Source organism: Cupriavidus sp. GW821-FHT02F09 (assembly GCF_059421605.1).
The window spans coordinates 140,010-152,947 of the sequence record NZ_JBWKVH010000006.1; the positions used below are offsets into that span (position 1 = coordinate 140,010).

At 64.7% G+C, this 12,938-nt stretch carries 13 protein-coding genes and 1 pseudogene; 8 read left to right on the forward strand and 6 right to left on the reverse strand.

The annotated features are described in order from the left end of the window. Positions 1–76 precede the first annotated feature (76 nt). Together pip and AC07XB_RS09550 are read left to right on the forward strand one after the other, a co-directional pair. Positions 77–1,033 (forward strand): prolyl aminopeptidase, encoded by a 957-nt coding sequence (gene pip, locus AC07XB_RS09545; RefSeq protein ID WP_492373864.1) that lies wholly within the window; start codon positions 77–79, stop codon positions 1,031–1,033. A gap of 195 nt (positions 1,034–1,228) precedes the next feature. After that, positions 1,229–1,609, forward strand: coding sequence for a RidA family protein (locus AC07XB_RS09550; RefSeq protein ID WP_150993268.1), 381 nt, complete (start codon positions 1,229–1,231; stop codon positions 1,607–1,609). Positions 1,610–1,701: 92 nt separating this feature from the next. Here AC07XB_RS09550 and AC07XB_RS09555 read toward each other — a convergent pair. The 6 genes and pseudogenes from AC07XB_RS09555 to AC07XB_RS09580 all read right to left on the reverse strand — a co-directional run. After that, positions 1,702–1,938: pseudogene (locus AC07XB_RS09555) on the reverse strand (DUF1484 family protein); the annotation flags it as partial. Positions 1,939–2,842: 904 nt separating this feature from the next. After that, a complete protein-coding gene (locus AC07XB_RS09560; RefSeq protein ID WP_492373070.1) occupies positions 2,843–3,664 on the reverse strand; it encodes an alpha/beta fold hydrolase in 822 nt (273 codons plus the stop codon). A 39-nt stretch (positions 3,665–3,703) separates the two neighbouring features. Continuing rightward, positions 3,704–4,399, reverse strand: a complete 696-nt coding sequence (locus AC07XB_RS09565; RefSeq protein WP_492828969.1) for a dienelactone hydrolase family protein — start codon at positions 4,397–4,399, stop codon at positions 3,704–3,706. A 132-nt stretch (positions 4,400–4,531) separates the two neighbouring features. After that, positions 4,532–5,536: a Bug family tripartite tricarboxylate transporter substrate binding protein gene (locus AC07XB_RS09570; protein WP_477133111.1), complete on the reverse strand. Its 1,005-nt coding sequence runs from the start codon at positions 5,534–5,536 to the stop codon at positions 4,532–4,534. Positions 5,537–5,565: 29 nt separating this feature from the next. After that, entirely contained in the window at positions 5,566–6,975 is a 1,410-nt protein-coding gene (locus AC07XB_RS09575; RefSeq protein ID WP_492807890.1) for an amidase family protein, read from the reverse strand. 108 nt (positions 6,976–7,083) lie between these two features. Then, the gene (locus AC07XB_RS09580) at positions 7,084–7,818 is read right to left on the reverse strand and encodes a FadR/GntR family transcriptional regulator (protein WP_492807891.1); all 735 of its coding nucleotides are present in this window, start codon (positions 7,816–7,818) and stop codon (positions 7,084–7,086) included. Between the two features lie 227 nt (positions 7,819–8,045). Here AC07XB_RS09580 and AC07XB_RS09585 point away from each other — a divergent pair, with 227 nt between their 5' ends. The 6 genes from AC07XB_RS09585 (at position 8,046) to AC07XB_RS09610 (ending at position 12,872) form a co-directional block, all read left to right on the forward strand. Beyond that, positions 8,046–8,630, forward strand: coding sequence for a DUF6817 domain-containing protein (locus AC07XB_RS09585; RefSeq protein WP_492373066.1), 585 nt, complete (start codon positions 8,046–8,048; stop codon positions 8,628–8,630). Positions 8,631–8,691: 61 nt separating this feature from the next. Further along, positions 8,692–9,204, forward strand: a complete 513-nt coding sequence (locus tag AC07XB_RS09590; RefSeq protein ID WP_492828972.1) for a GNAT family N-acetyltransferase — start codon at positions 8,692–8,694, stop codon at positions 9,202–9,204. 211 nt (positions 9,205–9,415) lie between these two features. Beyond that, complete coding sequence (locus tag AC07XB_RS09595) at positions 9,416–9,928, forward strand: DUF6622 family protein (RefSeq protein WP_492828974.1); 513 nt, start codon at positions 9,416–9,418, stop codon at positions 9,926–9,928. A gap of 74 nt (positions 9,929–10,002) precedes the next feature. Further along, the gene (locus AC07XB_RS09600) at positions 10,003–10,911 is read left to right on the forward strand and encodes a sterol desaturase family protein (RefSeq protein WP_492807897.1); all 909 of its coding nucleotides are present in this window, start codon (positions 10,003–10,005) and stop codon (positions 10,909–10,911) included. Further along, positions 10,904–12,019, forward strand: coding sequence for a sensor histidine kinase (locus tag AC07XB_RS09605; RefSeq protein WP_492828976.1), 1,116 nt, complete (start codon positions 10,904–10,906; stop codon positions 12,017–12,019). The genes AC07XB_RS09600 and AC07XB_RS09605 overlap by 8 nt, the downstream gene beginning before the upstream one ends. Before the next feature lie 34 nt (positions 12,020–12,053). Next, a complete protein-coding gene (locus AC07XB_RS09610) occupies positions 12,054–12,872 on the forward strand; it encodes a LytR/AlgR family response regulator transcription factor (RefSeq protein WP_492807900.1) in 819 nt (272 codons plus the stop codon). Positions 12,873–12,938 lie beyond the last annotated feature (66 nt).

Here is a 12,938-nt window from a genome sequence, read left to right on the forward strand (position 1 = left end):
CGGCACCCCGGGTGGAGATGGCACCGGCAACGGCGATACACTCTTGCACTATGCGCTCACCCTGGGAACCCGATCCATGCCGCAACCTCGCTCGCTCTATCCCGCCATCGAACCCTATGAAACCGGCACGCTCGATGTCGGCGACGGCCACGTTGTCTACTACGAACGCGTCGGCACACCCGGCGCCAAGCCGGCCGTCTTCCTCCATGGCGGCCCTGGTGGCGGCATATCGGCCGACCATCGCCGCCTGTTCGATCCGGCGCGCTACGACGTCATGCTGTTCGACCAGCGCGGCTGCGGCCGCTCCACGCCCCACGCGGGGCTGGAGGCCAATACCACGTGGCACCTGGTGGACGACATCGAGCGCCTGCGCAAGCTCGCCAACGTAGAGCGCTGGCTGGTCTTTGGCGGCTCCTGGGGCTCCACGCTGGCGCTGGCCTATGCGCAAAAGCACCCCGAGCGGACCAGCGAACTGGTGCTGCGCGGGATCTATACCGCCACCCGGGCGGAACTCGATTGGTACTACCAGTACGGCGTATCCGAAGTGTTCCCCGAGAAATGGGCCCGCTTCCAGGCGCCCATCCCGCAAGCCGAACGCGGCAACATGATGGCCGCCTACCGCAAGGTCCTGACCGGCAGCGATACGGCAAAGCAGCTGGAGGCCGCCCGCGCATGGAGCGTATGGGAAGGGGAAACCATCACCCTGCTGCCCGACCCCGCTAACACCGCCAAGCATGACGACGGCCATTTCGCGCTGGCGTTTGCGCGGCTGGAGAACCACTACTTCACGCATCTCGCCTGGCTGGAAGACGGCCAGTTGCTGCGCGACGCGCATCGCCTTGCCGGCATCCCCGGCGTGATCGTGCACGGGCGCTACGACATGCCCTGCCCGGCCCGCTACGCCTACGCGCTGCACCAGGCATGGCCGGGCTCGGATCTGCATCTGATTGAAGGGGCGGGGCATGCCTGGACCGAGCCCGGCATCATGGATCAGCTGATTGCCGCTACCGACCGGTTTGCGGCGGCGCAATGATCGTCCTGGTGCTGCCAGCCCTGCGGGGCACAGCACCGACAGCACCGACAGCGCCGAAGCGGACTTTTGATGGCCGGCGGTTGGGGTCTTGAACACCCATGTCCTAGACTTGAAGACCGCATTGCCACCACCCGGCTGCGCATTGGCCGGCGGATAGCAAAGCGGCATTCAAGGCTCTCACCGACAGGGTGCACTATGGAATTCCTGAACTCCGGCAAAGTCCTCCCCGCAGGGCTGCCATTCTCCGAGGCGGTGCGCGTTGGCGATATGCTCTACCTCTCCGGACAAATGGGCATCGTCCACGGCAGCACCCGCCTGGTGCCCGGCGGCATCCGCGAAGAAGCCAAGCAGGCGCTGATGAACATCCGCATCACGCTGGAAGCACACGGCCTGTCGCTCAAGCACGTCGCAAAATGCACCATCTTTCTGGCCGACATCAGCGAATGGCAGGTGTTCAACGAGGTCTACAAGGAGTTCTTCCAGGCGCCCTATCCGGCGCGCAGTGCACTTGGGGCGAATGGGTTGGCGCTCGGGGCCAGGGTGGAGGTTGAGTGTATTGCGGTGTTTAGTGGCTGAGTAGCTGAGTGGGCGAGTGGCTGATAGGGCGGCTACGGGCGGCCACTCCCCCGCTTGCGGGAGGGTGGCACAACTTGCCCTGCCGCGCTGGCTTAGAGCATGCCTTGCACGCGGTTCAATGCCTCGTCCAGCTGCTGCTTCAACGGGGTCAGCAGACAGTGCAGACCGTGGCTGTCCTCCACATCGTCGCTATCAAAATCCAGCAGCCTGAGAACGGCACCAAGCCATGCACTGACGCGCAGCAGGTCGGCGCAGCTTTCTTGCGCGATGCTTTGCGCGCGACTACGAAGTTCCTCGAGTTGGTAGGCTAGTTCCTGGACGCTGAGACGAGACTTGCTCGCTTGTAGCCCCGCTGACGCGGGGGGTGTCTCTAGGGGGCGGGGTTTTACTGCTTCTAGCTGCTGTCGCGGCTGTACGGTGTTGGCCGTTTTGGAACGTGTGAGATGTCACTTCTCTTTACTCGTAAAGAGAAGTAACCAAGAGAAAGCGATCCTTGCAGGAGGCTGGCTTATTGGGGTTGCGTAGCCCAGTGGTTTCGTCGTCAGGCCCTGGGTTCTAATGGCCTCGTGCCGTTACCGGTTCAAAGCACCACGCTCCAGCAAATGACGCTGGTTTCGTGGTGAGGCTGCTCGGTAGCGGCATCCCTGCTCATTCACGCATCTGCCGGTACCGGTTCGCAGCGCCACGATATATCACGCTATGATGGTTTCGTGGTGAGGTGGGCGCGGTGGAAGAATTCCTCGGTCTTTCATTCCGGTGCCACCGCGCCCACGACGAAAACGGAACGCTTGCAACTTCGTGGCGAGTCACTCCGCGAGCGACAGACGGCTTGAAGCTCGTGGTGGCCGCTACCGGGGGGACCACCACGAATCCCTGGGCATTGGCTGGGTCGTGGTGCTCTGAACCGGTAACGGCACGAGTCCGTTAGCACCCGGGGCCGTACGACGAAACCATTGGGGCTCCCAATGACGCCACGCCAGCCTCCTGCAAGGATCGCTTTCTTTTGGTTACTTTTCTTTACGAGTAAAGAAAAGTGACATCTCACACGTTCTAAATCGGCCAACACCGTACAGCCGCGCCAGCAGCTAGAAGCAGTAAAACCCCGCCCCCAAGAGACACCCACCGCGTCAGCGGGGCTATAAACCTCGCACGTCAGCAGCTTACTCAACGCGCCCCCAAACCCGCAGGCCGCCCACCAAGGGCAACACCAAGAATTGCCGCATTCTCCTTGCCCTACCTCCGAACAAACTCAAGCAAATCCTGATTGATTAATTCAGGATGGGTAGTACACATGCCATGCGGCAGCCCCTTGTAAACCTTCAGCGTGCCCTGCTTCACCAGCTCCGCTGACAGCAAAGCCGAATCCGCAATCGGCACGATCTGGTCATCGTCCCCATGCAGGATCAGCACCGGCACATCGATCTTCTTGAGGTCTTCCGTAAAGTCCGTTTCCGAGAACGCCTTGATGCAATCGTAGTGCGCCTTGATCCCGCCCATCATGCCCTGGCGCCACCAGTTCGCCATGATGCCTTCGGATGGCTTGACCCCCTCCCGGTTGAAGCCGTAGAACGGGAACGGCACGTCCTTGTAGAACTGTGCCCGGTTGGCGGCTAGCTGCCTGCGAAAGCCGTCGAACACCTCCATCGGCAGGCCGCCCGGGTTGGTGGCGCTCTTGACCATGATCGGCGGCACGGCGCCGATCAGCACCGCCTTGGCTACGCGGCCGGCGCCGTGCTGCGCGACGTAGCGTGCCACCTCGCCGCCGCCGGTGGAGTGGCCGATGTGCACGGCGTTTTTCAGGTTCAGATGGGCGGCCAGCGCGGCGACATCCGCGGCGTAGGTGTCCATCTCGTTGCCGGTGTCGGTCTGCGTGGAGCGCCCGTGGCCGCGGCGGTCGTGTGCGATCACCCGGAAGCCCTTGGAGAGGAAGAAGAGCATCTGCGCGTCCCAGTCGTCCGCGCTGAGCGGCCAGCCGTGATGGAACACGATGGGCTGGCCCGTGCCCCAGTCCTTGTAGAAGATGTGCGTGCCGTCCTTGGTAGTGATCTCACTCATGGAATGACCTCCTTGTGGGTTGCAGCGGGACCTGCCGGATTACTGCATCGCCTGGAAGAAAGACAGCGTCCGCGCGTTGGCGGCCTTGGCTGCGTCGGCGTTGTAGTGCACGCCAGCGTTGCGCGCGAAGGCGTGCATGCAGCCGGGGTACGTGTGGATTTCCACCTTGGGGCGCTCGCGCAGGGCTTCAATGATGGTTGCGCGCGCCTGCGGCGGCACGAACTCGTCTTCTTCGGCGATGTGCATCAACAGCGGCGCTAACAGCTTGCTGGCTTCGGCCAGATGCTTGTCGATGCCAACGCCGTAGTAGGACACCGCGGCATCTGCGTTGGTGCGCACCGCGGTCAGGAACGCCAGCAGGCCGCCAAGGCAATAGCCGACCGTGCCTACCCCGCCGCTCACGCCCGGCGCTTTGCGTGCGGCCTGAATGGTGGCATCGAGGTCTGCCACGCCTTTGTCCACGTCGAACGCGGTGTAGAGCGCCAGCGCCTTTTTCCATTCGGCCTCGGTCTTGTCGGTCAGCTCCACATTGGGCTCTTGCCGCCAGTACAGGTCGGGGCAGATGGCAACGAAGCCCTGGCTGGCAAAGTCGTCACACGTCTGCCGCATGTCCGCGTTGATGCCAAAGATCTCCTGGATCACGACGATGGCGGTGCCGCGCGCGTTGGCGGATGGCGTGGCCAGATAGGCGGCAAAGCTGCCGTCGGCTACGTCGATGGTGATGCGCTTGCCCATGGAAAGTCTCCCTTGCATTGGTGTGCCGGACGTACCACCGTACAGTTATAGGCGAAATCGTTGGAGACGACAGACCAAGTTGCGTGCGCCGGGCGACACCGGCTGCCGCGCGCGCGGGCAATCGGCGCCCCCTCAATCCCCCTTGAATCCCGAAGCCTTGATCACCGGCGTCCAGCGCGCGGCAAGGGCGTTCGCATACCTGGCCACCTCATCCGGCGCGCCACCCGGCAGCAGGTCATACCCGGTGCGCGCCAGCTTCTCCCGCACGTCCGGCATGGCCAGGACCTTGCGCACGGCGTCGCCCCACTGCGCGGCCACGTCGGGCGCGGTGCCCGCGCGCACATACAGCAGATAGCGCGACGAGGTCACCAGGTTTGGGAATCCGGACTCCGCAAACGTGGGCACATTGGGCAGCGCATCGGCACGCTTGTCGCCGGCCACCGCCAGCACGCGGAGTTTGCCGGCGCGGTGATATTCCATGAAGGTGGTGGTTGCGTCCATGCCGGCGGATATCTGGTTGCCCATCAGGTCGGTGACCAGGGGGCCGCCCCCGCGATAGGGCACCAGGGTGCTGCCCGTATGGGATTGGGCAACGAATTCCACCGCGAGAAAATGAAGCAACGTGCCAACGGTGCTGATGCCGATGGAATGTTCGGCGGGACGGGCCTTGGCCGCCTGGACAAAATCTGCCAGTGTCTTGATCGGCGAGCTGGCGCTCACCGCCAGCCCGAACTGAACGCCGGCCACATCGGTGATGGCCTTGAAGTCGGTAACGGGATTAAAGCGCATGTTGTTGTAGATCAGCGGACCGATGAACATCGGGTCCACTGGCGCCAGCAGCACGGCGTTGCCGTCCGCGGGCGCGTTCTTCAGGACTTCGGCCGCCACGCGGGTGCCGGCGCCGGGCCGGTTGTCGACGATCACGGTGCGGCCCATCGCATCCTTCAACTTCTCCGCCAGCAAGCGCCCCATGAAATCGGCTGGCCCGCCGGCCGGGAACGGCACGATGATGCGCGAGACAGTCTGGCCCCACGCTGCACGCGAGATCACGCTGCCCGCACACAGGACGGCGGCAGTGCCGGCCAGCATGGCGCGGCGCGAGAGCCGCACAGCGGCGTTATGGTTGCGGTCGTTCATTGGATGCTCCTGGTTGGTTTGCGGGGAGATTACCGGGCGGTGAATGGTGTGAAGCGTGCTGCGTCTTCGATGACCTGCCCTGCTCGCAGCAGCAGGTCTTCCCTGAAGCGCCAGGCCATCAGTTGCACGCCAACGGGGATGGCGCCGGCCATGCCCGTGGGTACCGAAAGGCCCGGCATGCCAAGCATGGCGGTGGCGAGCAGCGGGCTCTGGGCGTCGAGCAGTGCGTGCGTTTGTTCAAGCGTGCCGATGTCCGCGTCCTGCGCGCAGGGCCGCTGCCATGACACCGGCATCAACACCAGCGGATAGCTATCCAGGAAGACCGACCAGTTGCGCGCCAGTGTCTGGCGCCGCGCCAATGCATCGAGAAAGCCATCGCGGCTGGTCTGCGCCATGCCCTCGATCATGTTGCGCTGGCTGCGCCGCATGGCTTCGTCGCCGTGCTGGTCCACCCCGGCGATGATGTTGCGGCGGCTGTCGTCCGTGATCAGCGTGCGCCATAGCGCGGCGGCTTCAAGGAAATCCGGCAAAGCGGCTTCTTCCACCGTGTAGCCGGCTTGCTGCAGCCAATGGGCGGCGCTGTCCAGTGCGTGGCTCACCGCCGGGTCGATGGGAATGCCTGGGCAGTGCTTGAAGAGCGCCACGCGGATCGGGCCCACCGGCGGCGGCAACTCCAACGGCGCCGGCACCCACGCTGGATCGCGCGCGTCGTAGCGCGCCATGGCGTGATAGCCAAGCTGCAGGTCAGCCATGCTGCGGGCCATGGCACCCTGTACCGACATCAGTTGCGGCGTGATGCTGCGCTCAGCGCTGGCGCTGGGGTTGTACGCGGGCACGCGGCCTATGGTGGGCCGCAAGCCGGGCACGCCACAGGCATAGGCCGGATAGCGGATGGATCCGCCGATGTCGTTGCCATGGGCTAGCGCGCCCATGCCGCAAGCCACCGCAGCGGCGGCGCCACCACTGGAGCCGCCGGGCGTGATATCCGGATCCCAGGGGTTGAGCGTGCGGCCGTGCAGGCCATTGTCCGTGAACCAGCGCGACGAGTAGGTGGCGGTGTTGCTGCGCCCCACGATGATGGCGCCGGCATTGCGCCAGTGCGCCACCACGGGCGCGTCTTCACGCGCGATGTTGTTCTTGAGCGGGATCACGCCGTTGGTGGTGGCGTGCCCGGCCTGATCCACATTGATCTTGATCGTGACGGGCACACCATGAAGCGGGCCAAGTTGCGCGCCGCTGGCGACTTGCTGGTCAGCCGCATCGGCACTCGCCAGCGCGTCTTTGGCCAGCACCTCTGCCAATGCGTTGATGCGCGGGTTGAGCTGTTCGATGCGTGCGAGCGCGCTGGCGGTGGCCTCGCGGCAGGAAATGTCGCGGCGGCGCACGGCGGCGGCAATATCGACGGCGCTCCAGCGCCACAGCGTTTCGGGGGTATTCACGTTGAGACTCCAGGAATTTCGGGCAAAAGCGATCCCGCCCCCAATGCAAAGTGGGAGTTTGGCGAGGCGGATGGTGGATGCCGGCGGGCGGGCCCGCGCGGCGGTGGCTTAGTCGCTAGGGCTCATCAGCAGGCTTGCCCGGTCGACGCGTGATTCGGCCTCAAGGGCCAGGGCTTCGGCGTGCTCCATATGCTCGTGCATGAGCGCGCGTGCACGGTCGGCATCGCGCGCGCGGAAGGCGTCCATCAGGCCCGTGTGGCTGTGGATGATTTCATCGTCGAAACGCTCGAAGCTGTCCTGCGCATTGCGCACGACGATCACGCGGCGAATGATGTCGTTGAGCAAGCGGCAGAACAGCGCCAGCATGGGGCTGCTGCACGCATCGGTCAGCCGGTCGTGAAACAGCAGGTCCGCTTCGCGCCGCTCGTTCCAGTCCGCGCTGCCTCCGTGCGCCGGATGGCTCAGCCCGATCAGCGCGTCGAGCTCGGCCAGGTCAGCGTCGGTCAGGCGCAGTGCGACGTTGGCAGCCAGTTCGGGCTCTACCGCGCGGCGCAAGGCGTACAGCGTGGCAATATCGACCGGCTGGAAGTACAGGAAATTGGAGACAGCCTCCAGGCACCGATCGTACGAGGGCTGCGCCAGCGTGGCGCCGCCGTTGGGCCCGGTGCTGACGGTAACAAGGCCCTGCACCTGCAGGGCGGCCAGCGCCTCGCGCACGGTCCCGCGCGCCACGCCCATCTGCTCGATGAGGGCCGCCTCCTGCGGCAGCTTATCGCCGACCTTCTGGTGAGTCTGGACGATCCAGCGCTTGATGTCGGTGACCACCTGGTCTGAGCGCTTCACGCGCCTGGTGCCAGAGATTTGGGGCTTGGGATCCTTGGACATCGCTTACAGCCTATTTATGATCATCATTATCAGGATTATGATCGGCTGGATGATTCTTCCAATACGGGTATTCCCGGTGCGCGGAGGGAGCGCCTACAACGCCCCGGCCCCACAGGCCCGCCCGGCACCAGCAAACGCTTGCGCATTGCCAATCGTGGCGCAGCTATCATTTGCCTGGTGCCCAAATGACGGCAAGCAAGAAAATGAACCGTGAGATCACCGACGCAGCCACGCTGCGCGACGCGCTATCAGAGTTGGGAGCGGATGACATCAATCACCACGGCCGCCCCCTGTCCGCGCATCTGATCGGAACCTATGCGCTTCTTGGCGCCTGGGGCAATCCCGACTTCGTTGCACTGGCCGGAGCATTCCACAGCATCTACGGCACGGAAGAGTTCGCGGCCAAGGCACAGCCGCTTTCGCGCCGCGGGACGATTGCCGGCCTGATAGGGACCGAGGCGGAGAACCTTGCCTACGCCTTCTGCATCGCCGACCGCAGAGCGCTATACAACGTGCCGATCGAGGGCCCATTTCACAGGGTTGCGCCAAAGCATGGGCATCGGGTTGCCATCAGCAGAGGCACCTATGCAGCGCTGTTGGAAATCGAGGTGGCCAATATTGTCGAGCAAGCTGCAAACCAGAAGGGCGTTCCTCAAGCCGTGGTTCAATTCTGGCTGCGCGCATTTGAGTCACGGCGGCTGTTTCTTTCGCGTGGTGCCGTCGCGGCCTATCGGGTGGTACTAGCTGATTACAAGGCTCGTGGGGTGTAGAAAAGCCCGCATCAGCCAGGGACGTCCCCCGGCACCAATGCACTCCATAGACAAGGCTGCCATGCCAGAGACCCTGAAAATCCGGAAAGCGACCAAGGCAGATGCCCCGGCGCTTTGCTCGGCCGAGCGGACTACAGCCGCCACCCCCGGCCTGCTTGTATCGCGGCAACATGAGTTCCACGAATCCGCATTCGCGCAAAAGATCGAAGTCCTCTCCACAAAGGGCGCCTATCTCGTAGCCGAGGTCAACGGCAAGCTGGTGGGCCACGCACTGCTTGAGCCGTTGGGACTGGAGTCCATTGCGCACGTGTTCACGCTGACGATCGTCGTCCATCCCGGGCACCTTGGCCTTGGGATCGGCACCGCGCTGATGGCAGCACTGCTTGCGTGGGCGGATCGCACACCGGCCGTCGAAAAGATCGAACTGCGCGTGCGCGAGACCAATAGGCGGGCTCGCATTCTCTATGCACGTTTTGGCTTTGTTCAGGAGGGACGTTTCGAGAAGCGGATACGTCTGCCCGATGGGTCATACCTGGCCGATATCTCCATGGCCAGATTTCCTCAGCCTGGATAGAGGCCAATTGGCGCCCCCCGAAAGCGAAGCCAGATACACCCGGCTCCGGCTACCTCGCCCGGGACCGGCAGCTACGCGCTGGCGACTCGACCTGCACCGCCCGCACTTCGCGACACCATCCGGCGTTTCATCGCACTGATCCGCACACCGAGCCGGCATCAGCCGAACATGAGCACCATCGCGTTTCCCCCTGACAAGACTGGTTGCCCTCATGCTCACTGAAATGCTCCGCCACACGCCCCGATGGGTCTGGATCCTGCTCGCGGGCCTGATCGCGCTCGGCCTCTCGCAAACCGTCCCCAGGCGGATGACGCCGGCACGCGCCACGGCTGTGCCCGTGGCCATGGCGGCGGTCTCGCTGGGCGGCGTCATCTCGGCTTTCTCTGCACAGCCGCTCGCGCTGCTTGGATGGGGAGTGGGTGTAGCTGTCGCGCTGGCGCTGGCCCACACCATCGGCGCCTGGAGCGGCATTCGCTGGCTGGAGGCCGATCGCCGCCTGCTGGTGCCCGCAAGCTGGGTGCCGCTGGCGTTGATCCTCTGCCTGTTCATCACCCGCTACGGCGTGAGCGTGGCCATGGCGGTAAACCCCGGCTTGCTGTGGCACGGCGGCGTGGCGATGCCGATCGGCTTTATCTATGGTGCCGTTAGCGGTATCTTCCTCTCACGTAGCCTGGTGACCTGGAGGCTGACCCGGCAGGCAATGCCCAACAGCGTGCCGGGCTGATCACTCAGGCCGCTACTGAAACCAGCCACTGAAGCCAGCAACCGCTATCCCGAACCACGTCCAGGTCTACAGCCATGAACGCACTCGATCAGTTTCAGCTGTTTATCGCGGCCCCGTCGGTACTGGCATTCGCCTTGATCGAGGCCATCGTCTTGTCGCGCCGCCAGCGCTACGACTGGCGGGCGTTCGGGGTGTCGGCGCTGGATCTGGTGGCGCGCATCGCGGTGGGCATTGCCTTGCCGCTGTCGATCGCGGCGCCGCTGGTGCGGCTGGCGTTCGAGCACCGCTGGATGACGATCCATCCCACCGGCTGGATCGCGTTGCCGCTGCTGTTTATCGGGCAGGAGTTCTGCTACTACTGGTATCACCGCGCGGCCCACAGGGTGCGGTGGTTCTGGAGCAACCACGCGGTGCACCACTCGCCGAACCAGCTGAACCTGTCGGCGGCATTTCGCATCGGGGTGCTCGGCAAGCTGACCGGCACGGCACTGTTCTTCGTACCGCTGGCCTGGATTGGCTTTGAGCCGCGAATAGTGTTTGCCGTGTTATCGCTGAACCTGCTCTATCAGTTCTGGATTCATGCGACGTGGATTCCGCGCTTGGGCTGGCTGGAGGGGATCTTCAATACGCCTTCGGCGCACCGGGTGCATCACGCATCCAACCTTGAGTACCTGGATGCGAACTATGGCGGTGTGCTGGTGGTGTTCGATCGCTTGTTCGGCACCTACGTGAAGGAGCGCGAGGACCTGCCCTGCCGGTATGGCCTTGTGCATCCGATCGAGAGCGCGAATCCGTTGCGCATCGAGTTCACGCAGTGGGTGCATCTGTTGCGCGACCTGGCCGGGGCGCGCAGCTTGCGCGCGTTCCTTGGGTACTTGTTCATGCCGCCGGGCTGGACGCCGCATGGCGAGGGCAGTACCACGGCGGAACTGCGCGCGCGGCGCCCGCAGGCTGAGATGCCGCAAGGCGTTGCTGGTGGCTGACATCCGGCCACAGCGCATCATGCGCTATCCCGCCAAGGAACTGGCCTGGCTGTTTCGCGAACTGCGGATTGGCGTGCCCGTGGCGTTCGGCTCCGCCGGCTTCTTCTCCGTCGTGTTCCGCGAGCCGTTTGGCATGAACCTGGCCTATGCCCTGTGCATCACGATGATGATACAGGCGCTGGTGAAGCTGGGCCGCTATGGCCTCACGCGCCGGCTGCCCAATGCCTCGCCGGGCGCTCCCACCACGCCGCGGCGCTGGCCGGACTGGAAGTGGATGTTTCCGTGGATCGTCGTATCTGGCGTGGTGGGCTATTTTGGCGGACATGCGATTGCCAACGTGCTCACCGGTAGCCACGGCACGCCGTTGGAGCTGATGCGCAATCCGCGCGCCCTGCTGCTGAGCATGACGGTGGCGCTGGTGCTGGCGCTCGGCATCTCTTACTTCCACTATGCACGCGGGCGCATGGCGGCTGCGGACGCGCGGGCGCAGGCGGCCATGCGCAGCGCCGCGGAGAACCAGCTGCGCTTGCTGGAGTCGCAGCTGGAGCCGCACATGCTGTTCAATACGCTGGGCAACCTGCGCGTGATGATCGGGCAGGATCCGCAGCGCGCGCAAGAAATGCTGAACCAGGTGATCTCGTTCTTGCGCGCCACGCTGCAGGCGTCGCGCTCCGGCCCGCATCCGCTGTCATGCGAGTTCGATCGCATTGCCGACTACCTGGCGTTGATGCAGGTGCGCATGGGCGCGCGGCTGCAGGTCGAGCTCGACCTGCCCGCTGGCCTGGCCAACCTGCCTGTGCCGCCGCTACTGCTGCAGCCACTGGTTGAGAACGCCATCAAGCACGGGCTGGAGCCCATCGTCGCGGGCGGCTGGATCAAGGTGACGGCCCGCCGCGAAGGCGGCACGCTGGTGCTCGCCGTGCGCGACACCGGCGTGGGCTTGAGCGAGCTACCGCCTGGCTCTGACTGCTTTGGCACATCGCAGGTGCGCGAACGGCTCGCCCAGCTCTATGGCAAAGCCGCGAGCTTCCAGCTGCTGCGCGCCGGCGATTGCGGCGATGGCAGCGACGGCGGCACGCTGGCCATCGTGCGCCTCCCGCTATCCTGATTGACTGCCGCCCACCCTGCCCGATATCGCCTCCATGCAAACCACTGCCCTGATCGCCGAGGATGAAGCGCTGCTGGCCGCGGACCTCCAGGCGGAGCTGGCCCGCTTGTGGCCGACGCTTAACATCGTCGCAACCGTAGGCGACGGCGAGGCCGCCGTGACGCAGGCGCTCGCGCTGCAGCCCGATCTGCTGTTCCTGGATATCCGCATGCCGGGTATGAGCGGACTGGAGGCAGCGCAGACGCTGGCCGAGGATTGGCCCGACTCGGCCAAGCCGTTCCCGCTGATCGTCTTCGTGACGGCTTACGACACATACGCCTTGCACGCATTCGAGCATGCGGCAGTCGATTACGTGCTAAAGCCCGTGCAGGCCGGCCGCCTGGCAAAAACCTGCGCGCGCCTGCAGGCCACGTTGCAACAGCGTGCGGCCCCGCAAGGCGCCCCGCCATCGCTGGACGCCGCCATGGATCAGTTGCGCGCGCTGCTTGGCGTTGGCATGCCCGCGCCGCCAGCCGCACCGGCGGCCAACCCGTTGCAGGTAATCCAGGCCAGCGCCGGCAATACCATCACGATGGTGCCGATTGACGAGGTGCTGTATTTCGAGGCCGCGGACAAGTATGTGCGGGTGGTCACCGCGCAGCGCGAGCACCTGATTCGCATGTCGCTGCGGGAGTTGCAGATGCGGATCGATCCGGCGTGCTTCTGGCAGGTCCACCGCAGCACCATCGTACGCTGCACGGCCATTGCCAGCGCGCTGCGCGATGACAGCGGCAAGCTCACACTGAGCTTGCGCGACCGGCCGGAAAAGCTGGGGGTCAGCCGGCTTTATGCGGACGCGTTCAAGGGGATGTAGGCGCAACGGTGTCGCGCAAGTCACGGACAAAAATCCTGCGCAGGTGTCTGTGCGCCGCCGACGCTT